At 71.2% G+C, this 20,926-nt stretch carries 14 protein-coding genes; 7 read left to right on the top strand and 7 right to left on the bottom strand.

Features of this window, described 5'->3' with window-relative positions; translation table 11 throughout:
• Positions 1-235: 235 nt before the first annotated feature.
• Both ABFX46_RS37070 and ABFX46_RS37065 read right to left on the bottom strand, forming a co-directional pair.
• A complete protein-coding gene (locus ABFX46_RS37070; RefSeq protein WP_346048664.1) occupies positions 236-880 on the bottom strand; it encodes a flavodoxin domain-containing protein in 645 nt (214 codons plus the stop codon).
• Positions 881-955: 75 nt separating this feature from the next.
• Positions 956-1,312, bottom strand: coding sequence for an STAS domain-containing protein (locus ABFX46_RS37065; protein WP_346048663.1), 357 nt, complete (start codon positions 1,310-1,312; stop codon positions 956-958).
• A 230-nt stretch (positions 1,313-1,542) separates the two neighbouring features.
• Between ABFX46_RS37065 and ABFX46_RS37060 the strand changes: the two genes are divergently transcribed.
• Entirely contained in the window at positions 1,543-2,430 is an 888-nt protein-coding gene (locus ABFX46_RS37060; RefSeq protein WP_346048662.1) for an ABC transporter ATP-binding protein, read from the top strand.
• Positions 2,427-4,073, top strand: a complete 1,647-nt coding sequence (locus tag ABFX46_RS37055) for an ABC transporter permease subunit (protein WP_346048661.1) — start codon at positions 2,427-2,429, stop codon at positions 4,071-4,073. The genes ABFX46_RS37060 and ABFX46_RS37055 overlap by 4 nt, the downstream gene beginning before the upstream one ends.
• Here ABFX46_RS37055 and ABFX46_RS37050 read toward each other — a convergent pair.
• The 3 genes from ABFX46_RS37050 to ABFX46_RS37040 all read right to left on the bottom strand — a co-directional run bounded on the left by ABFX46_RS37050 (position 4,060) and on the right by ABFX46_RS37040 (position 12,798).
• Positions 4,060-8,796 (bottom strand): lysylphosphatidylglycerol synthase domain-containing protein, encoded by a 4,737-nt coding sequence (locus ABFX46_RS37050; RefSeq protein ID WP_346048660.1) that lies wholly within the window; start codon positions 8,794-8,796, stop codon positions 4,060-4,062. The genes ABFX46_RS37055 and ABFX46_RS37050 overlap by 14 nt on opposite strands.
• Before the next feature lie 3 nt (positions 8,797-8,799).
• Positions 8,800-10,395: a polysaccharide deacetylase family protein gene (locus ABFX46_RS37045; protein WP_346048659.1), complete on the bottom strand. Its 1,596-nt coding sequence runs from the start codon at positions 10,393-10,395 to the stop codon at positions 8,800-8,802.
• Between the two features lie 90 nt (positions 10,396-10,485).
• Positions 10,486-12,798 carry a heavy metal translocating P-type ATPase gene (locus ABFX46_RS37040; protein WP_346048658.1) on the bottom strand — a complete coding sequence of 771 codons (2,313 nt, stop codon included), beginning with the start codon at positions 12,796-12,798 and terminating at the stop codon, positions 10,486-10,488.
• A 187-nt stretch (positions 12,799-12,985) separates the two neighbouring features.
• Here ABFX46_RS37040 and ABFX46_RS37035 point away from each other — a divergent pair, with 187 nt between their 5' ends.
• Positions 12,986-13,834: a universal stress protein gene (locus ABFX46_RS37035; RefSeq protein ID WP_346048657.1), complete on the top strand. Its 849-nt coding sequence runs from the start codon at positions 12,986-12,988 to the stop codon at positions 13,832-13,834.
• Between the two features lie 135 nt (positions 13,835-13,969).
• On the opposite strand, the gene ABFX46_RS37030 is transcribed toward ABFX46_RS37035, so the two are convergent.
• Both ABFX46_RS37030 and ABFX46_RS37025 read right to left on the bottom strand, forming a co-directional pair.
• The gene (locus tag ABFX46_RS37030) at positions 13,970-15,262 is read right to left on the bottom strand and encodes a hemolysin family protein (RefSeq protein ID WP_346048656.1); all 1,293 of its coding nucleotides are present in this window, start codon (positions 15,260-15,262) and stop codon (positions 13,970-13,972) included.
• Between the two features lie 205 nt (positions 15,263-15,467).
• Positions 15,468-16,739: a PP2C family protein-serine/threonine phosphatase gene (locus ABFX46_RS37025; RefSeq protein ID WP_346048655.1), complete on the bottom strand. Its 1,272-nt coding sequence runs from the start codon at positions 16,737-16,739 to the stop codon at positions 15,468-15,470.
• A 367-nt stretch (positions 16,740-17,106) separates the two neighbouring features.
• Here ABFX46_RS37025 and ABFX46_RS37020 point away from each other — a divergent pair, with 367 nt between their 5' ends.
• The 4 genes from ABFX46_RS37020 (at position 17,107) to ABFX46_RS37005 (ending at position 20,899) form a co-directional block, all read left to right on the top strand.
• Positions 17,107-17,760 carry a TetR/AcrR family transcriptional regulator gene (locus ABFX46_RS37020; protein WP_346048654.1) on the top strand — a complete coding sequence of 218 codons (654 nt, stop codon included), beginning with the start codon at positions 17,107-17,109 and terminating at the stop codon, positions 17,758-17,760.
• A 36-nt stretch (positions 17,761-17,796) separates the two neighbouring features.
• Positions 17,797-18,174, top strand: coding sequence for a CBS domain-containing protein (locus tag ABFX46_RS37015; RefSeq protein WP_346048652.1), 378 nt, complete (start codon positions 17,797-17,799; stop codon positions 18,172-18,174).
• Between the two features lie 208 nt (positions 18,175-18,382).
• Positions 18,383-20,200 carry an aminotransferase class V-fold PLP-dependent enzyme gene (locus ABFX46_RS37010; RefSeq protein WP_346048651.1) on the top strand — a complete coding sequence of 606 codons (1,818 nt, stop codon included), beginning with the start codon at positions 18,383-18,385 and terminating at the stop codon, positions 20,198-20,200.
• Positions 20,201-20,209: 9 nt separating this feature from the next.
• Positions 20,210-20,899, top strand: a complete 690-nt coding sequence (locus ABFX46_RS37005) for a response regulator transcription factor (RefSeq protein ID WP_346048650.1) — start codon at positions 20,210-20,212, stop codon at positions 20,897-20,899.
• The last annotated feature ends 27 nt before the right edge of the window (positions 20,900-20,926 follow it).

The following is a 20,926-nucleotide window of genomic DNA, read 5'->3' as shown; positions in this document are numbered from 1 at the left end:
TCGACCTCGTTTCAACCCGGCGTAAGGCCGGCCCCTGGCGCCGGCGCGGGCCGGTCAGCCCGTCGACTGGCCGCATCTACCACGGTGAGCGGGCGATACCTCGGAGGAGTCGCCGTCCCATCCGGCGTTCGTCCCCCGTCGATGGGCCGAAGGTCCCTGCCGCCGGGCCGGGTCACGGCGCACACTGGGTGTGGACCGCAACGGAGCGGAAGAGGTGGTCACGATGCCGGGATCCTCAGTCCTGTTCGGGATGACGATGATCATTATTGTCATGGTCGGTGTCGGTTTCCTGCTCGGGCTCTTCTATCTCGGCGACCGCGGCACCGGGCGGCACGACGACTCCGACGGCAGGTTCCGGCGCAGGTACTGACCTGGGCGGCTTCAGCTCACCCGCGATTTTCGACGCCCAGGCATCGATTCCCGGCCAGTCGCGGTAGTCGCCGTATCGGATTCCGAGCAGCCTGCAGATCAGGTGCCCGGCGAGAGGGATGTGCTCGCGCCGGAAGGCCCCGGAGAAGAGCCGGTGTTCGCGGGCGTCGAGCGTCCGGTGCAGGTTGTCTGCCAGCAGGGCCTCCTCCTTGGGACCGTAGCCGCGCCAAGGGCCGCGCAGCGCGGCGGGCATCCCGACGCTGAACAGCCACACCGGCCGCTCGGCGAGGATGGCGCGCTCCCGCTCCAGAAAGCAGGTCGCCTCGGCCAGCCAGGCTCGGCTGTGGACGGCGCTGCCGAGCACGAACGCCTTGTAGGCGCCGGCGTTGCCCACGCCGCTCATGGCAGAGACTTCGACCTGCTCACCGTGCTCGGTCAGTACCGCCCCGATCCGTTCGGCGATGCTCCGCGTGGACCCGTGCGCACTTGCGTATGCCACCAGGACGGTCATGCCCTCACCTCCAGCTCGCGTTGTGCGGACTCCGGGGGCCGTTGCCCCTCGTCAAGCGAAGCCGACGGCGTTCTTTCAGCCGGCGGCGGCCGTGACGGGGCGCAACCGCTTGTCGAGCCGAGTGATGCGCAGGATCCGCGCCATCTGCGGCCGGACGCCGGTCAGCGTGACGGAGCCGCCGCGGTGCCGCGCGAGTCCATCGGCGGCCACGATCGCGGCGAGTCCGCGGGCGTCGCAGAAGGTCAGACTGGAAGCGTCTATCAGGACGTCGGGCCCGTGCTCGTCGATTACGTGGGCCAGTTCGATTCCGAAGTCGGTAGCGGTCGCGATGTCCAGCTCACCGGCGGCCGCCACGCGCGTCGTACCAGGCACATGCTCGACGGATGTTGTGAGCTGTGCGGACGCGCTCTGCCAGGTGGCATGGACGCCCATGACCGTTCCTTTCGTGAGCCTCACCAGTGGCACCAGGTTCCGTCGTCGCCCACTGCGCCGCCAGGGACCAACGTCCCGATGACACCCGGGCCGAAGACGGCCGGTTCGGGACCAGGTTCGCGGCGGCCCGCCGACGGGTGCCGAAGGACGGGCGGTGACGGGACCTTTGGCCGCTGCCGAACGCTGATCACTTCTCTAGCTTCGGGAGCGGGATTGTGAGGAGGTGCGCTGTGGTCGCGTCGGCGATACGAACCGAGGGCCTGACGAAGCGTTTCGGGCGGGTGGTCGCGGTGGACGGGCTCGACCTGGAGGTCGGGCGTGGGGAGATCTTCGGATTCCTGGGGCCGAACGGTGCCGGGAAATCGACGACGATCCGGTTGCTGCTCGGCCTCGTTCGGCCCACGTCTGGTACGGCGTGGCTCATGGACGTTCCGGTCGGGGACGTCGAGCGCGCTCACCGGCACATCGGCTACGTCGCCGGGGACGTGGCGCTCTGGCCGCAGCTGACCGGGATGGAGACGCTCACCTACCTCGGGAACCTGCACGGCGATGTGGACGTGCCGTTCCGGGACGAGCTCGTCGAGCGGCTGCGGTTCGACCCGGGCATGCGGGCCCGCTCCTATTCCAAGGGCAACCGGCAGAAGCTCGCGCTGATCGCGGCGCTGATGACCCGGCCGGACGTGCTCCTTCTGGACGAGCCGACGTCCGGCCTCGACCCGCTCATGGAGGCCGAATTCCAGGCCTTGGTCCGGGAGGCGGCCGGCCGAGGCCAGACCGTCTTCCTGTCCTCCCACATCCTGGACCAGGTCCAGGACGTCTGCCACCGGGTGGCGATCCTGCGCGAAGGGCGGCTGGTCGAGGTCGCCGCGCTGGAGGACCTGCGTGCCCTCGGCGGGACGGTACTGGATGCGATCATCGACGGCCCGGTCCCCGACCTCGCCGGCGTCCCCGGCGTGACCGGTGTGGAGCCCATCGACGGCGGTGTCCGGGTGTCGGTCAGCGGATCACCGTCGGCGGTGCTGTCCCGGCTGAGCACACCTTCACTGGTCCGGCTGCGCAGCCACGAGCCGACCCTGGAAGAGATCTTCCTGAGCTACTACGCCGGGGCGGAGCGATGAGCAGGACCATCCCGGTGCGCCAGGCGGCCGTCCGCCCTGGCCTGGGACGGCGGTACCCGGCGGCGTTGCGGGTCGCCTTGCTGACCGTTCGCCTGATCCGGCGCGGTGTCGGCTGGCTGGTGCCGGTCGTCGCGTTCTTCGTCGCGGTCGAGGTCTTCTCCTACGAGCAGACCTATCCGGATGCGGCGTCGCGGCAGAAGCTCGCGGCGATGTCGGACGATCCCGCGGTGCGGATGCTGCAGGGCATTCCGCATGCGGTCGACACGGCGGGCGGGTTCGTCGCCTGGGACGCCGGTTGGATGCTGGCCGCGATCACCGGTGTCTGGGCGCTGCTGGCCGCGGGACGGCTGCTGCGCGGTGAGGAGGAGTCCGGCCGCGCCGAACTCGTCTTGGCCGGTCCGATTCGTCCTTCCCGTGTCGTTCTGGTGCAGGTGATCGTGCTGGCGGGTGCGGTCCTGGCGGCCGGTGCCTCCGCCGCCGGCACGCTGGCGCTGATGGGCGCGGGCGGGAAGGGTTCGGTGGTGTTCGGTCTGGGGCTCGCCGGGTTCGCCGCGACGTTCGCGGGCGTTGCGGCGGTGCTGGCTCAGCTGCTTCAGGTGCGGCGGCGTGTGACCGCCGCCTCGGCCGCGGTCTTCGGGGTGTTCTTCCTGCTGCGGATGGCCGCCAACAGCGCCGACTCGCGCGGCTGGCTGCGCTGGTTCACCCCGTTCGGGTGGCTGGACGACCTGCAGCCCTACCACGATCCCGACTGGTCGGCGCTCACCGTTCTGCTGGCGGTCCCCGCCGTCCTTGCCTCCAGCGCCATCGTGCTGCGGTCCCGGCGCGACACCGCGGACGCGCTGATCAATGAACCGGACCGCGCCCGCGCCCGCATGCGCGGGCTCGGCAGTCCACTGGCCTTCGCCCGGCGCGGCACGCGCGGCATGCTGGCCGGCTGGCTGCTCGGCATCGCCGGATACGCGTTCGTCGCCGGAGCGCTGATCGTCACCGCCGTCGACCTCATGGCCGAAGACCCGAACTATCAGCGGGTCCTGGGGACGATCGGGTGGGACGCCGCGGACGTCGCCGAGGGGTTCGCCGGTGTCATGGGCATCCTCATCGGCCTGCTCATCGCGCTGTACGCGTGCTGGCGCATCGGCGCGGCCCGCGCCGAGGAGGCAGCCGGGCGGCTGGACCATGTCCTGGCCCGTCCCGTCGGCCGCGGCCGGTGGCTCGGCGGCCATGTCGTCCTCACCCTCGCCTCCGCGCTGCTGCTCGGGCTGGCCGCCGCGACCGCGATGTGGGCCGGCGCGGCCGCCACGGGCGCCGGCGTCGGGTTCGCCGAGATGCTCGGCGCGAACCTCAATCCGCTTCCGGTCGCCGTCCTTGCCACGGGCCTTGCCGTGCTCGTGTTCGGGATCCGGCCCCGGCTGACCGTGCCCGTGTCGGCCGCGGCGGTCGTCGTCGCCTACCTCGTCGAGATGATCGGGCCCGCGCTGGACTGGCCGGACCTGATCCTGGACGTCTCCCCGTTCCACCACCTCGCGAGCGTCCCGGCCGAACCGTTCGAACCCGTCGCCGCCGCCGTCATGGTCGCGGTCGGCGTGCTGTTCACCGCAGCCGGCCACCTGCTCTTCGAGCGCCGGGACCTCACCGGCGACTGATCCGGCCGTGGTCGCCGATGGTGTGGAAGACCAGAGCGGCGGGCGGGATCGGCAGCCAGAAGCTGAGGATCCGGTAGATCAGCACGGTCAGGACGGCTTCCGTCGGCCCCGTCCCGAGGGTGACCAGGGCGAGGACGAGCATGGGTTCGACGATTCCGAGTCCGCCCGGGAGGGGACCGAGGAGACGCAGCGGAACCAGCAGGAGGTAGACCGCAGCCAGAGCGACGGAGGAGAGCGGCACGTTCACGGCGTGGCCCACGGCCAGGAACGCCAGCACGGAGAAGCTGGTCACCGCGGCGTTGCCGGCCAGGAGCGCGATCAGGCGCCGGGGGCGGCGCATCCGCCCGGGCAGGCCGGCCGCGGCCGCCCTCAGCTGCAGCACGAGCTCCGCCCGGCGGCGCCATATCTGCACCGTCCCCAGAGCGGCGACGGCAGAGACGATCAGGACCAGCGGCAGGGACCAGGTCGGTGCACGGAGCGTCTCCCGTCCCTGCACCGCGGCGGAGGCCAGTGCGAGGGCCAAGGCGACCAGATGGACGAACGCGCCCGTCAACCGGGTGAGCGCGACCGTCGCGACGGCTTCGTACGGCCCGGCTCCATGGTCGCGGAGGTAGGTGCCGAGGACGGCGGCGCCGCCCCGGCCGGTCGGGTGCTGGCGGGACGCGTAGGACGCGGCGGCCTCCTGCACGCAGGTGCGCCCGAAGGCGAGGTCGCGCGTTGAGGCGCCCATCAAGGAGAGTGCGGCCGCCGCATAGGAGGCTGCCACCAGCAGCAGGGCGACGAAGAGCCAGCGCACACCGGCGTCCGCGAGCACGGCCACGGGGGAGCGCAGGCCCGCGATGCCGATGAGGGCGTGGTAGGTCACGTAGCCTGCGAGGACGAGCAGCAGCAGGAACCACGGCCGGGACGGGATCCGCGACAGCGGGCGAGGGGCGGCACGGGTCGCCCCCGCACGGGTCACTGCGGTGCGCAACTCCTCCAGGAGCCCGGGGGTGTCCCGCAGTTTCATCCGGGTGGATCGTGCCAGCGCCAGAGGCTGGAGGTAGGGGGCGGCGGCCTCGACGGCGGATGCTCCGAGCACGTCCACGGCCGCTTGGACGGACCGCCGCGGGTCGGCCAGGAGTGCCGTGGAGACCAGGAGTTCGGCCACGTCCTGGGCCAGCCGCTCGTTGCTCGCGGCGTCCTCGGCGAAGCCGAAGTCGACGAGCACCGGGTTGCCGCCGGTGTCGATGAGCACGTTCGCCAAGCGCAGATCGCGGTGCGCGATCCGCGCCTTGCGGAGTTTGGCGACCTCACCCCACAGGCGGCGGAGGGAGGTGTCGTCCAACGAGGTCGCCGGCCGGCCGCCGGTGTCGACGGTCTCCTCGGCGAGAATCCACGTGCCCGCTCCGGCAGGCGCCACACCCAGGACGGCGGGCACGCGTGCACCTGCGGACGCAGCGCGCATCAGCATGTACGCCTCATGCTCCACCTGGCGTTTGGGACTCGCCATCGGCGCCTCGTCCTCGACCTCGCGGTAGAGGAGGAACCGGGCCGCCTTGAACAGCAGGTCGGCGTCGCGTTGATCGCGGCCGAGCGCCTTGACGAAGGCCGTGCGCCCGTCGGGGGAGAGGGTGGTGAAGGGGACCGAGCCGCGGGCGTCCGCCTTCACCGGCTCGACGAGGGATCCCGCCCGGTCGCAGCGGGCGAGACCGGCGGCGACCTGCGCCGGCGCCGGGACGTGGTTGGGCGTGCCGCGCGCGAGGTGCACGGCGCCGCCCACAGCCCAGCCGAGGGCCGCCCCGGCGACGACGTCGAGCGGGAAGTGGGCGCCCACGTAGACGCGGGCCAGCGGGACGGCGACGGCGACCGCCCACAGCGCCCACCGGACCGGGCGACGGACGTGCGCGGCGGCCACGGTGGCCAGGGCGGCGGCCACCGCCGCGTGACCGGAGACGAAGCCGAGCCCGCCCTCGTGCGCACCGCGCAGGACGACCTCCGACAGCAGCGCGCCGGGACGTCCGCGGTCGGCGGCGTCCTTGACCAGCTTGGCGAGCAGCCAGGCCAGGGTCCCGGCGAGGGCCAGGTCGACGGCGAGCCGGACCCGGCGGACGGCGAGGGCCGCCGCCGCCGTCGCCCCTACGGCGCCGAGCGCACCGGTCTGCATCACGACGTTGACCGGCCAGAACAACCAGCCGGGCAGATCGTTGACGAGCCGGAAGACGCCGGCCTCGGGGCGCAGCAGAAGTCCGTCGGCAGCGAAGAGGGCAAGAGAGAGGCAAATGGCTAGCCCTGCGGCGACCCGTATCACGTCACCCGGGTGCCGCGCGGTGGCGGCCGCGTCCGGTGGGAACGGCCCAGGCAGAACGAACGCCCGGCGGCGCCATGGCCTTCGCCTGCCGGCCACGGGCCGTACGGACGCTGCCGGGCCGAGGGCATGCCGGGCGGCGGCCGCCGCTCGGTCGCGGGTCGTGACCGCAGAGGTCATCGCGACCAGCTTGGCCGCGTCCTCGTCGAGCAGGGCCGGTGCCGTGTCGGTCTCGGCCCGCCCCCAGCCGACGATCCATGGGCGTCCCCGCGCATCGATCAGGACGTTGCCCGGCAGGAGATCGCGGTGGGCGATGCGGTCGTTCCGCAGTGCCGCGCATTGCCGCCACAGGTCGTCCAGAGCCTCCTGCGTGAGCGCATCGGCCGTGCCGAGCGGACACGCATCAACGTGGTCCATGACCAGCGCCCAGCTGCCCGGACCGGCCTCCGTCACGAACCGGACGGACGGTACCCGCGCGCCGGCCCGGTGGGCGCGCATGAGCAGGTACCCCTCGTGCTCGGCCAGGTGCTTGGCGGTGGCGAACGGAGGCTCGCCCGGCCTGCGCCGCCACAGCCGGCCGAGCCGGTGCAGGACGTCGGCGTCGCGCTGGTCGCGTCCGATGACCTTCACGAAGAGCCGCCCGGCGGATGTCGTCACGGCGTAGGGGACGGCGTGCCGCAGGTCGCCGGGCAGCGGACGCACGTCCGTGACCGTGAACCCGTGGCGCGTGAGCGTCTCGCGTATCGCCGCGAGCCGGGGACGGTGCGCGGGCGTTCCGATGATGAGCAGTGCAGCCGCGCCCACGGCCCAGCCCAGGGCCGCGCCGCCGAGCACGTCCACCGGGAAGTGCGCCCCCACGTACATCCTGGCGGCTCCGACCGCGGCGACCACGACCCACAGAGTCCGCCGGTACGGGCGGGGAAGGTAGGCGCCCGCCACCGTCACCAGCGCCGCGGCGACGGCGGTGTGGCCGGCGACGAAGCCCGTGCCGAACGGCGTCGCGTCGGATCGGAGGGCGACGTCCTCCAGCAGCGCGGCGGGGCGAGGACGGCCGGAGACGTCCTTGACGACCTTGGCGAGCACCCACGCCAGCGTCCCGCCCACGGTGAGCGTGACGGCGAACCGGAACCTGCGGAAAGCCGCGGCCGCGACGCCCGCGACGGCGGCCGCGCCGACCCAGCCGGCCTGCATCAGCAGCCACATCGGCACTTCGATGGCGTCCGGAAGGTCGTTGACCAGCCGGAACAGGTCGGCGTCCCAGCCGGGCACGTCACGGCTCACCGCGACCAGCACCATCAGCGCCGCCAGTGCGAGCATCAGGCGGAGCGCGTCCATGGGGTGGCGGAACGCGGCCTCGTGCGGATGCGCGGCGACCCGCGGGCGGCGCCACCGCCACCACGCCCACACCGCGCCGCCTACCGGAAGGTAGAGCAGGTAGGTGAACAAGCGGAACAGCAGGACACCGGCCGTGGCGGCGGGCAGATCCGCGCCGGTGAGGTCGAGCCCGCCGATCAGGGCGAGTTCGAGGACGCCCGCGCTGCCGGGCGTAAGCGGGATGGCGGTCACCTGGCGTGCCACCGTGTAGACGGTGAACGCCTCCAGCACCCCGACCCGGGACACGCCGGCCGCCTGCAGCGACATGTACAGCACCGCGAACACACAGACGTGGTAGCCGACGGCCGACAGCGTCAGGGCCGGCCACCGGTCGCGGATCAGCTCGCGGGCCTCGCTCTGGAATCGTCCGACGTCACCGGTGCGGTCGGCGATCCGGCGGTGCAGCAGCCGCGCGACGGGGCGCGCGGCCCGGGCGAAGCCGGCCACGATCGCCGACGCCGCGCGGTCGCTCCACATCATGACGACGGTCAGCACGATGAGGGCGGCGGCCAGTCCCAGCCCGATGGTGCCCGCCCCGCGCACTCCGGGAGGGACGTCCGACGCCATGGCGAGCAGACCGAGCGCGAGCAGCGGCAGCGTCAGCCGGGCGACGAGGTTCCAGACGCCCGTCACCAGTACCTGCAGCGCGATCGGGCCCGCCCGGAAACCGAGGTCCCGGGACATCGTGACGTTCAGCGCCGCGCCGGCCGCGCCCCCGCCTGGCAGGGCGTAGGAGAGCGCGGTGGTCACCACGTTGATGGCGGACGCGGGGGCGAGCCGCAGCCCCGGCAAGGCCGCGCTGAGGCCGATGGCCGACAGCAGCACCGACAGGGCCGTGAACGCCGACAGCAGGACCAGGTCCAGGGCGTGTACGCGCGTCCGCAGGATGCCGGCGACCTTCCCCAGATCGACGAGGTCGGGCAGCACCTTGCCGAAGATCGCGACGACGATGAGCAGGCCGAGGACGCGGCCGAACCAGGTCCGGCCGCGTCCGCGTCTCCCCGGGCGGTCCCTGGCGGCCGGTGGGCCGGCGGGACCGCCCTCGGCGGTCTGCGTGCCCACCGGTCAGGGGATGAGGGCGTCGAGGGTGGTGAAGGAGTACCCGGCGGCGCGGAGCCCGGTGATGATCGCCGGAAGCGCGTCGGCGTCCAGCGTGGTGCCGTCATCGGGGTTGGCGCCCACGTGCATCAGCACGATCATCCCGGGCGTCTTGGCCGCCAGCACGCGGGCGATGACCTTGTCGGCGGTCTGCCCGCCCGAGGTCCCCTGCCAGCCGAGCGAGTCGACCGTCCAGCCGACCGGGACGTAGCCCAAGCCGTTCAGCAGCGTCACGTCCGAGGCGGTGTAGGCGCCGTAGGGGAAACGGAACAACGGCACGGCCTGCGCACCATTGGTGTTGAAGATCGCGGTGCGGGCGGTGGTGACCTGCGTTTTGGCCGTCGCGTCGCTGATCTTGGTGAAGTCGGGGTGGGTGTCGCTGTGGTCGCCGATGCGGAACCCCGACCCGGCCAGCAGGTTGCTGTAGACCGGGAAGCCGCGGGCGAAGTCGCCGACGAGGAAGAACGTCGCCGGAACGTTCTCGCGCTGCAGGGTCGCGCGGATCGAGGCGACCCCGGAGGCGTCCCAGGCCGAGTCGAACGTCAGCGCGGAGACCTTGGACGTGGTGGGGATCTTGGTGACGTTCTTGCCGCGCAGCGCGGACGGCACGCCGGGCGGAGGTCCGGGGACCCAGGCCTTCACATCGGTCGTCCAGGTGGTGCCGGTGATGGTGCGGCTCCAGAACGCCCCGTCCCGGCCGCGTCCGACCGACACGGTCTTGCCGCCGGCGAACGCGGCGCCGGGCCCGTCGACGTACAGGCCGCCCATGATCTGCCAGTCGCCCCACGACCCGGTGTAGGCGCGGACGCGCAGCCGGTGGGTACCGCCGTTGCGGACGAACACCCAGACCTTCCCGGTGGTGGTGTCGGCGGCGATGCCGGGGCCGCTGTAGGTGCTCTCGCCCAGGGACGTCCAATCGGCCCAGGCGGTGCCGATGCGGGTCCGGGTCCAGACGGCGTGGTCGCGGCCGGTGACCACGACGCGGACGGTGTCCGGCCCGGTGACGGCGGCGGCGGGCGCGGAGTCGGCCGTCATTTCCAGGGTGGTCCAGGCGCTCCAGCCGGTGCCGGGGGTGTAGGTCTTGGCCTGCAGCTTGTCGGCGGCATCGCGGACGAACACCTCGACACGCCCGTCCGGGTGCCCGGCGGCTGCGGGCGAGGTGCTGATGATCAGATCGTCGACCTTGGCCCAGGGCTGCCAGGTGCCGTTGACGCGGACGCGCTCCCACAGCTTGCCGTCGACGCCGCGCCCGTACACGTGGGGGTCGCCGCCGGCGAAGGTGACGGCGGCGCCGCCGATCAGGTGTCCCGCCAGGTTGAGCGGGGTGGACCATGCACCGTCGACGAACCGCCGGTACAGCACGTTGGTGGTGGAGGCCCGGTAGGCGACGTCGAAGCCCTTGCCGCTGGGCGAGCCGGCGATGCCGGGCGTGTAGGTGGGGACGTCCTCGGTCGCCGCCGCACGGGCCATGGGAGAGGACGTTGCCAGAGCGGGCAGGGCGGGCGCGGTCACCAGGGTCGCCGGAAGCAGCACCGCCGCCGAGAATGCCGTGAGGCGTCGCATCGGAATTCACCGTCCTTGGGTGGGGATTCCAGCGTTCGCCCGCACGGCTGCGCTGAGGAGTGACGAAGGTCCCGCCAGTGCCGCCGAACGTCAGGGCCTGGAGGTGCCGTGCACGTCGGCGAGGACGAAGTAGTTCTCCTCCTCCTGCGCGAAATGCAGCCGCAGGATCCCGTACAGCTCCTGGACGGTCCGGCGCAGATCGCTCACGGGCTCCGGAGCCTCGGGTGCGGACCGCACCTCCGCGATGAGCGCACCGATGCGGCGCGTCAGCTCGGCGATCTCAGTGTGGCCGCGACTCATCGCCCCGGTGGGGTCGGCGCCGCCGAGGGCTTGCGCGACCGCGGGATAGAGCAGCCGCTCATCCTTGCGCTCGTGTTCGGCGAGGTCGGTCAGGAAGCCCGTCAGCGCGTCCAGTGCGGCGTCCCGCTCCCGGTCGCCGGAGGTCGCGATCGTGTCCGCCAGGACGGGCAGCCGGTCGATGCGCGGCCACAGCGCGCGGTGCTCCTCGTCCAGCCGCCGGACGAGCTCGGCGGCGTCGCCGCGCAGCCGCGGCTCCCGGTCCCGGCCCGGACCGAGCGCGCGCAGCGCGGCGAGGATCGCGGCGACGTCGATGCCCTCCTGGAGCAGTGCGCCCGCCGCGGGGGTCAGCAGCCCGAACGCCGCGACGACCATCGCGGCCAGCGACAGGCCCATCCCGGCGACCACACTCTGCCGGGCGACCGAGCGGGTGCGCCGCGCGATGGCGAGGGTCTCGGCGAGCCGTTCCAGCCGGTCCACCGTGATCACCACATCGGCCGCCTCCGACGACGCCGTGGCGCCCCGGGCGCCGAGCGCGACGCCGACCCCGGCCGCCGCCAGCGCCGGCGCGTCGTTGACCCCGTCGCCGACCATCACGGTCGCCGCCCGCTCGCTCTCCGCGCGGGCGACCTCCACCTTCTCCGCCGGAGTGAGCCCGGCGTGCACGGCGTCCGCGCCGACCAGCTCGCCGATCGAGTTCGCGACGTCCGCGCGATCGCCCGTCACCATCACGGTGCGCTCGATGCCGGCCCGGCGCAGCAACCGGAACGTGCGCGGCGCATCCGGGCGGATCCGGTCACGCAGCAGCAGAACCGCGGCGACCCGCCCGTCCACCCCCACGAACACCGTGATCGCGCCACGCGCGGCGGCCCGGCGGCGCACCCGCTCCAGCCAGGCCGGATCGGCCTCGCCGGCCCAGCTCGCCTTGCCGACGCTCACCCGATGGCCGGACACGACGCCGCGCACGCCCTGCCCGGCGGTCTCCTCGACGTCCGACGGCGCGGCTAGCGTCAGCCCGCGCTCATGCGCTCCGCGCACGATCGCCGACGCCAGCACGTGCGGCGACACCTGGTCGAGCGAGGCCGCCAGAACCAGCGGATCACCGGCGGGCGCCGGGCGGGCGGGGATGACTTCGGCGAGCGCGGGATGTCCGGTGGTGACCGTGCCGGTCTTGTCGAACAGCAGCACTCGCGCCCTGGCGAGCCGCTCCAGCGCGCTCCCGCCCTTCACCACCACGCCCCGCCGCGCGCAGCGCGACAGGCCGGACACGAACGCGATCGGCGCGGCCAGGATCAGCGGGCAGGGCGTTGCCACCACCAGTACCGCCACGGCTCGCACCGGATCCCCGGCGGCGGCCCACGCCGCCCCGGCCAGCACCAGCGTCACCGGGATGAACAGGGCAGAGTACCGGTCGGCGAGCCGCACGAACGGCGCGCTCTCGGCCGCGGCCTCCTCGGTCAGCCGGACGATCCCCGCATACGTGCTGGAGGCCGCGTCGTTGGTCGCGCGCAGCTCGAAGGGCCGCCCCGAGTTGACGGCGCCGCTGCGCACAGCGCCACCCGGTGGGTGCTCCACCGGCAGCGCCTCGCCGGTGAGCGTGGACTCGTCCAGGACGGCCGTCCCGTGCTCCACCAACCCGTCGACCGGCACCACCTCGCCCGGCCGGACCAGCAGCCGGTCGCCCGGACGCACTTCGGCGACGTCGATCGTGTCGAGACCGCCTCCGTCTGTCCGGCGGTGCGCGACGCGGGGCGCCAGTGACAGCAGCGATCCCAGATCGCGGCGAGCCCGCCGCCCGGCTCGGTCCTCCAGCAGCCGCCCGCCGGTGAGCATGACAGCGATCACCGCGCCGGCGAGGGCCTCGCCGACCGCGACCGTCCCCGCCAGCGCCAGCACCGCGATCACGTCGCTGCCGAACCTGCGGTGCAGCAGCCCGTCCACGACCCACCACACCGCCGGGACGAGCGCGAGCATCGTAACCAGCAGCCAGACCAGGTCACCGGCATCCGTCCCGACCGTCCAACGGACGGCGGCGCCGGCCGCCAGCCCGCCGCCCGCGAGAACGAACAGTACCTCGGGGCCACGTCGCGCGATCACAACCCGCATGTCCACCTCGCCGTTGCTTCGATGCCCGGAACCACCACGCTTCCCACCCAGTGCTGCGGTTTCTAGGGGCGGCGGACTCGCCGGCACCGGGCACAAAGGCCGCCCGGACGGGGACCTTCGCCCCTAGGGTCGCGCGCGACCGGCAAAGAGCCTGGAAAAAGGGAACCGAGAGCCGAAGGAGAACACGATGTCCGAGCCGATCGTCGTCGGCATCGACGGCTCCGAGGAGTCGGACCGCGCCTTGCAGTGGGCCGCCGCCGAAGCCGTCCTGCGCGAACGCCCCCTGCACATCGTCCACGCCCTGGAGACCTGGCCCTACAGGGCGCCGCTGTTCGTGCCGGCCGACACCACCGAACGAATGAGCCGCATCGGGCACCGGCTGCTCACCGCCACCCGCGAACGCGTGCAGGAGCGCTGGCCCGGCCTGGAGGTCACGACCGACCTGGTCTCCGAGGAGCCCTCGCAGGCCCTGCACGCGCAGTCGGACAAGGCGTTCGAGCTGGTGGTGGGCAGCCGAGGCCGCGGCGGGTTCGCCAGCATGCTGCTGGGCTCGACGAGCCTGAGGGTGGCCGCGCGCCCCACCGTCCCGGTCGTGATCGTGCACGGGGACACCGCCGACCGCGGCGAGATCGTCGTCGGCATCGACCTCCTGCGGGACGTCGGCACCGTCCTGGAGTACGCCTTCGAGACCGCCGCGCTGCGGGACGCCCGGCTGCGCGTCGTCCACGCCTGGCAGACATTCGGCACCCTCATCGAGGCCGGCTACGCGATCGACGCCGAACAGATCGAACTCGACCTGCGCGGCCAGGTCATCGAGACCTACAAGCCGCTGCGCGCCAAGTACCCGCGCGTGGACGTCGTGGACGAGATCATCATGGAACACCCGGTGACCGCGCTGTCCCACGCCTCACGCAACGCCCGCCTCCTCGTGGTCGGCGCCCACCAACGGCGCTGGACCGCACCCCAACTCGGCTCGATCTCCCACGGCGTCATCCACTACGCCCGCTGCCCGGTCGCCGTCATCCCCTCCAGCTAACGTCACCCGTTCACCGTCGCCGAAGCACGGCGGCAGAAGGTCCACGAAACCACTGCCGCGGTCGGCCAGGCCCAGCAGTCACCTTCGGGAACGGATTCACCAGTCCGGGTGGCTCGAGATCGGTGTCGGCATGGATCATTCTTCGACTTGCCTTCGGGGATTGCTCTGGGGACGGAGCCGGACGGCGGTGATGGCGTGATGGTCGATCCTGGTGACCTCAATGGTCCACGCAGCCAGCTTGACCTGGTCTCCGGGTCGGTCGGGGATGCGGCCGAGGGCGGCCAGAGTGAGCCCGGCGATCGTGGCGTACTCGCCCTGGGGCCGATCGATGAGTTCCACTCCGAGGTCGGGCAGGTCGTGCACCGGGAAGGTGCCTTGTAGTAGCAGCGATCCATCGGGGAATCGCTGAGCTTGTACGACGTCATGGTCGGTCTCGTCGTAGACCTCTCCGACGATCTCCTCCAACAGGTCTTCCATGGTGACTATGCCGCTCACTGCGCAGCCCTCATCGATGACCAGCGCGAACTGCTGCCCTTCGGCCTTGAAGCGGCGCAGTGCCTCAGCGATTGAAAGGGTGTCAGGGAACAACACGGCCGGACGTGCGGCCTGCCCAACGGTCCCCTCCTGAGCGAGGAGGTCGCGCAGGTGGACTACGCCGACGACGTCTTCCGGGCTCGGGGACGCCAGCACCGGGGCGCGCGAGTGTCCAGCGGCGGCCAGTGCCGTACAGGCTGCAGCGGTCGGGGTGTCTGCCCGGAGGGTGAAGACCGCGGGACGGGGCACCACGATCTCCCGCAGCATCCGCTCTTGTAGTTCCATCACCCCGGTGATCATTCGGCGCTGCTCTCGGCTCAGTCCCCGGTGCTCGATCACCAGGTCCCTCAGCTCTTCGAAACTGACCTGGTCATCGAAGACCCTCGGGTCACCACCGAGAGCTCGCACGGTGGCATCGGTGGCTTTGCCCAGCACCCACACCGCAGGCCGGAAGATCGTCGCGAGTATGTTCAAGGGCCTGCCGGCCAGCAACGCCCACCGTTGCGCGTACTGCATCGCCAGTCTCTTGGGGGCCAACTCTCCAAAAACCAAGGTCATGAAGGTCAAAATCATCGTCACCAGCACGACCGCAACAGTTTCGGCGGCCTCACCGAGGAAGGCCAGCTGAGGCGCCAGCGGTTCGGCCAGGGACACCGCCGCCGTTGCCGAGGCCAGGAAACCGGCCAGGGTGATCCCGATCTGGATGGTGGCCAGGAAGCGGTTCGGATCCCGCTCCAGCCGGGCCAGCGCACTCACACCGGCGGCATCCCGGCGTTCCAACTGCCGTAGCTGACCTGCGCGAACGGAGACCAACGCGATTTCGGTGCCTGAGCACAACGCATTGAAGGTGACCAGCACACCGATCAGCACTGCACTGGACCAGTAATCAGCCACGACCATCCCCCCGGCTCGCAATGGTGGCCCGCGGCCCAACGCTAACCATCCAGGCCGGCGCTCCGTCGGCCCCGGCATGACCTTCAGGGCGATCGGGTTCCCGAAGCGGCGGCATGGTCTCACCACGAGCCGGTCCGCACCCTGTCGCACGGCAACCGGCTGCGCGGTCGCCCGTTATAGATGCCGTCAAGACTTCCGTTGCAGCTCAAGGCGGTCGGGGGGCCAGCCGGGCGGCGAGCAGTGCGACGTCGTCTTCGAATGCGTCGTGCTCACCGGCTTGCCGGCAGTGGGTCAGTAGGGCGTCGCACAGTTGCGGCAACGGGCGGTCGGCGTGGTCGGTGGCGATGCGAACGGCTCCCCGCATGCCCTCGTCCAGCGTGTGGGCCCGGTCCTCGATCAGTCCGTCGGTGTGCAGGAGCATGGTCGCACCGACAGGGAGCTGATGCCCGTGGTCGGGGCGGACGACGTCGGGATCGACCCCGAGCGGTGGGCCGACAGCGGCCTCCACGTATCGGGCGGGCTCGCCGGGGACGGCCAGCAGTGGCGGCAGGTGCCCGGCGCTGGCCCACCGCAGCTGCCGCCCTGCACCATTGCCTTCCAGCCGCACCACGATCACTGTGGCCATCGGCCCGCCGTGCAACTCGTGCAGCGCCCGGTCCAGGCGCTGCAGGATCCGGCTGGGCGGCTCGCACTGGTCGAAGGCGATCACTCGGAGCATGTTGCTGATCTGGCTCATCACCGTGGCCGCCCGCAGGTCATGGCCCATCACGTCCCCGACCATCAGGCACGGCACCCTGTCGGGCAGGTGGATGACGTCGTACCAGTCGCCGCCGACACTCGGCGCCTGGCTGGACGGCTGGTATCGGGCCTGTAGTTCCCACTCGTGCAATTGCGGCATCTGCGGCAGCAGCCGCCGCTGGAAGTCCTCAGTGGCCGCGCGCAGCCGCGCGTACAGCCGGGCGTTCTCGATGCTCACTCCGGCCGCGCTGGCCAAGGCGGACACCACCTCCTCATCCCGGTCGGTGAACGGTCCGTCGGTCTTGTCGGCCAGATAGAGATTGCCGTAGACGGTGTCGCGGACCCGGATCGGCACGCCCAGCAGCGTGGTCATCACCGGATGTCCGGCAGGGAACCCCGCACTGCGGGGATGGGAGGGCAGATCTTCCACCCGCAGCGGTCGAGGATCCCGCACTAGATCTCCCAGCAGTCCGGTTCCGTGGGGCAACTCACCCGCCCGGTCGGCGCACTGGTCGACCCGGGCCCCCGCGGTGATCAGTTTGCTGAACTGACCGTGGTCGTCCAGGATCCCCACCGCGGCGTACCGGGCCTGCACCAGGGCCCGCGCCGCCTCGACGATGGTGTGCAGCACCTCCTCCAGTTCCAGATGGCTACTGATCGCGAGCACCGCGTCCAACAACTGGTGCAACCGGCCGTGCTCGGCGGCCAGCCGCTGCAGCCCCGCCTGAATCTCGTCCAAGTCTCTGCCGCCCAGATCCGGCAACCGCCCATCCCGCCGCGGCGGACCTCCGCCACCCCGGTACGGCCCACCCGAAACCGGCCGCCCAGCCATATCCTCACCCCCGTCGTCGCAGGGACACAGCCGTGCAGCCCTCCTACCCCCCACCAGGGGACCAACCACCGGGCCGGGGCATGCGAGTAATGGCATTGCTTAGAGAAGTCAACATTTCCGTTGCCCTGTTTCCGTTCCCGGATCGGACACGGCAAAGTGTCATGGCCATGGCCCTTGGAGATCGCTCCCTACTTAATCGCACGGTCACGCGCCGGTGCGGGAGCGCCGGTGTAAACGGGTGCAGTGCCCAGACCGCTGGGTATAGGGCGTCGATATGAGCGCACGCGCGGGTTCTGAGCGGGAGCGGATCATTCAGGTCGCGACTCGATTGTTCGCCGACCTTGGTTTCGACGGCACCACTGGCGGCATGATCGCCGAGGCTGCTGGTGTGGACACTTTCACATTGCTGGAACGAACCGGTGGCACGTTGGAGCTTTATCACGAGGTGATGCGGCGTGCGCACCTCATCGAGCAGGCGATGCTTGAGGAGGCGGTGGAGTCCATGCGCCTGACCGCGGGAGGGCTACGCGATTTCGCCGACACCTACCTGGACTTTCATCTGTCCCATCCCCTGGTGGCCCGGCTGTGGCTGCACCGGTGGGTGGGGGACGCGGCCGGCAGCGCTGACTTGGAGTCAGAGTACGAGCGGCCGCTGACCGACATGGTCGCCGACGCCGTACGGCCGCTGGTGCCCCCGGGCGTTGATGTTGATTACATGCTCTGGACCCTGGTGTGGGCAATGACCGGTTTCGTCACTTACGGTGTGCCCAACCACGGTGATCGACCAACGCCGTGGCGCGCCACCTCACTGCCGCACGGCCACCGAGACGCTCTGGCCCCACAGGAAGTCATGCGGTTCCGGTCCCACCTGCACTTGCTGATCGACCGTGTCCTGCAGGCTCCGAGGCAGGGCCATCGCCCCGCCTGATAGTCGTCAGTCCGATCAATGCATTAGAGGTGGAAAATGCTGGTCAATAATGTTTATCGTCCGATGGTATTCGGCTGCCGAGCTGATGAACGGCTGGTCGAGGTCGCGCAGTGGATGAGAGACAACGAGATCGGCGCCCTCGCGGTGCTCGACGGCGAACAAGTGCTCGGGATCATCACCGAGCGTGACCTGGTCGAGGCGCTGGCGAGCTCGCCCGAACCGGCCTCGCAGCCGGCAGTGGCGTACGCATCAACGCAGATCAAGACCGCTGGGCTGGAGGAGGATGTGCGCGAAGTGGCCCGCCGAATGTTGGATGGGGGAATCCGTCACCTGCCCGTCCAGGACAACAAAGGCCGCGTCGTCGGCATGGTGTCGATGCGCGATCTGCTCGCTCAGGAAATCTGGACAACGTGACGTCCTCCATGAGCAACTCGGGGCGACCGAATGGTGGTCCACGCGGCCGGCGACCTGCCAGGAGGAACTGGGTGAGCAGTTCACCAGGTGCTGGGGAGCAGCATGACCTCAGGACGGTCATCCCGGGACTTTGGCCCCTGAGCGCGACGCCTCTGAACGCCTAGCGTCAGAAACGACGGGCACCAGGCTGCATACCCTGGGAGGGGCCATGCCTCTGTCCTGCGATTCGGAGCACAGCGAAGCCGGCGGCGGCTCACCGACCTCGCCGCTGCTGGAGCGGATCCGGCACGGCGTGATCGGGGATGACGAGGTTCTGGAGGGCCCCTATGGGCCGCGCCGGATCATCTACGCCGACTACACGGCATCGGGCAGGGCGCTGGACTTCATTGAGGACGTCATCAGGGAGCAGGTCCTGCCGCGGTACGCCAACACTCATACCGAGAGCTCCGGCACGGGGCTGCAGACGAGCAGGCTGCGCGAGGACGCGCGCCGGATCATCCGTGAGGCGGTCCGAGGCGGCCCGGACGACCTCGTGATCTTCTGCGGGTCCGGGGCCACCGCCGCGATCAACAAACTCATCGGCATCCTGGAGCTGCGCGTTCCCGAGGGCTTGGACCGCCGGTACCGGCTGAGCGACCGAATCCCCGCCGAACGGCGGCCCGTCGTCTTCGTCGGGCCGTACGAGCACCACTCGAACGAGCTGCCGTGGCGTGAGTCGATCGCCGACGTCGTCGTCATCGGCGAGGACGCGGACGGGCATATAGACGCCGGAGACCTGCGGGAGAAGCTCGTGCGGTATTCCGACCGTCCTCTGCTCATCGGCAGTTTCTCGGCGGCCTCGAACGTCACCGGCATCCTTACCGATACCGAGTGCATCGCGGCCCTGCTGCACGAGTACGGCGCGCTGTCGTTCTGGGACTACGCGGCGGCCGGCGCCTACGTCCCGATCCGGATGGTCGCCAGCGCTCCGGGCCGCGGCGACCACAAGGACGCGATCTTCCTGTCGCCGCACAAGTTCCCCGGCGGGCCGCAGACCCCCGGCGTGCTCGTCGTCCGACGTGAGCTGGTGCGCAACGCGGTGCCGACGGTCCCGGGAGGCGGGACGGTGGCGTTCGTCGACCCGATCGGCCACCGGTACCTGGACGATCCGGTGGCGCGCGAGGAGGGCGGCACCCCGGCGATCGTGGAATCGATTCGCGCCGGACTGGTCTTCCAACTCAAGCAGGCCGTGGGCACACGGCTCATCCAGGCGCGAGAGGAGCGGTTCTGGCGTCGTGCGCTGGACCGCTGGCAGCACAACCCGAACATCGAGATCCTCGGCGATCGGTACTCCCGCCGCCTGTCGATCGTGTCAGTGCGGATTCGCTTCCATGACCTCTACCTGCACCACAACTTCGTGGTCGCCGTGCTCAACGACATGTTCGGCGTCCAGGCCCGCGGTGGCTGTTCGTGCGCGGGCCCCTACGGCCACCGGCTGCTGGCCATCGATCCCGCCCATTCCCGCGCCCTGAGCGAGGAGACCGGGCAGGGTTGCGAGGGCGTCAAGCCCGGCTGGACACGCGTGAACTTCAACTACTTCATCTCCGATACCGTCTGCGACTACCTCATAGCGGCCGTCGACCTCATCGCCGCCTATGGGCACCGGCTGCTCGCCGACTACCACTTCAACCCGCGCACCGGACTCTGGCGGCACCGTCGCGGCGCTCCCGAACCGCCCTTGCGCCTGGCCGACCTGAGCTACGGGCCCGACGGCGAACTCGCTCGCCCGGTCGCGCGGCCTCGAGCCGACGAGAGCGTCCTTCCCGAGCAACTGCGCAGTGCCCGCGAGCTGCTGGGTTCTCTGCCTGACGATGTCGACACGCGCCCGCCGGGCCTCCCCGACGACTTCGAGCGGCTGCGCTGGTTCCCGCTTCCCGCCGTGTGCCTGATTCCGGTCGCGGCCTCTTCCTGCCGGGGCCGGGGGAAGGCCAACGTCCCACCCGTAGCGGGCCGTTCGCCTCTCGGGAAGCCGCTCAGTCGAGGGTAGACAGGGAGCATGACCACCGGTGTGCTCCTCGTTGAGGATGAAAGGGAGATCCGCGACCTCCTACGCCGCTATCTGGAACGCGCCGGATACGCGGTCATCACGACCGGATCAGGCGCGGAGGCAATACGCATGGTGTCCGAGCACTCGGTCCGTTTGATGGTGCTCGACCTCGGGTTGCCGGACGTCGACGGACTGGACGTGCTGCGCGCGGCCCGCGTCGGCGGGGAGGTCCCGGTGATCGTGCTGACCGCGCGCAGCGCAGTCGAGGACCGCATCCGGGGCCTGGAGTCGGGTGCCGACGACTATGTGACCAAGCCGTTCAGCCCGACTGAGGTGGTGCTGCGGGTTCAGGCGGTGCTGAACCGGACGGCCCGAGACATCGCCACCCCGGCGGCCGCGAGCTATGGCGGGCGGCTGTTGCTGGATGAGGAGCGGCATGAAGCCCGCCTGGACGGCGCGGTGCTCGACCTCACCCCGACCGAGTGGAGTCTGCTGACCGCACTGGCGGCCGTGCCGGGACGCGTGTACTCGCGGTACGAGCTGGTCAACCGCGTCCGCGGCTACGAGTTCGCTGGCTACGAGCGAACCATCGACTCGCATGTGAAGAACCTGCGCCGCAAGCTCGGTCCGGCCGGAGCCGTCATCGTCGAGACCGTGCTCGGTGTCGGCTACCGCCTCGCGCTCGAACGCGACACCTAGGACGGCATGGCCGCGCTCCGCCGTGAC

Source organism: Actinomadura chokoriensis, from assembly GCF_039529475.1.
GTDB lineage: Bacteria > Actinomycetota > Actinomycetes > Streptosporangiales > Streptosporangiaceae > Spirillospora > Spirillospora bangladeshensis.
Note: the sequence above shows the minus strand (reverse complement) of the source record. Positions and strands in the feature narration are given on the sequence as shown.

What these genes read in the sequence shown, in the direction of transcription:
- ABFX46_RS37055 (WP_346048661.1), top strand. Translation starts at nt 2,427, where the DNA reads ATGAGCAGGACCATCCCGGTGCGCCAGGCGGCCGTCCGCCCTGGCCTG.
- ABFX46_RS37005 (WP_346048650.1), top strand. Translation starts at nt 20,210, where the DNA reads ATGACCACCGGTGTGCTCCTCGTTGAGGATGAAAGGGAGATCCGCGAC.
- ABFX46_RS37020 (WP_346048654.1), top strand. Translation starts at nt 17,107, where the DNA reads ATGAGCGCACGCGCGGGTTCTGAGCGGGAGCGGATCATTCAGGTCGCG.
- ABFX46_RS37045 (WP_346048659.1), bottom strand. Translation starts at nt 10,395, where the DNA reads ATGCGACGCCTCACGGCATTCTCGGCGGCGGTGCTGCTTCCGGCGACC.
- ABFX46_RS37070 (WP_346048664.1), bottom strand. Translation starts at nt 880, where the DNA reads ATGACCGTCCTGGTGGCATACGCAAGTGCGCACGGGTCCACGCGGAGC.
- ABFX46_RS37035 (WP_346048657.1), top strand. Translation starts at nt 12,986, where the DNA reads ATGTCCGAGCCGATCGTCGTCGGCATCGACGGCTCCGAGGAGTCGGAC.
- ABFX46_RS37010 (WP_346048651.1), top strand. Translation starts at nt 18,383, where the DNA reads ATGCCTCTGTCCTGCGATTCGGAGCACAGCGAAGCCGGCGGCGGCTCA.
- ABFX46_RS37040 (WP_346048658.1), bottom strand. Translation starts at nt 12,798, where the DNA reads ATGCGGGTTGTGATCGCGCGACGTGGCCCCGAGGTACTGTTCGTTCTC.
- ABFX46_RS37015 (WP_346048652.1), top strand. Translation starts at nt 17,797, where the DNA reads ATGCTGGTCAATAATGTTTATCGTCCGATGGTATTCGGCTGCCGAGCT.
- ABFX46_RS37065 (WP_346048663.1), bottom strand. Translation starts at nt 1,312, where the DNA reads ATGGGCGTCCATGCCACCTGGCAGAGCGCGTCCGCACAGCTCACAACA.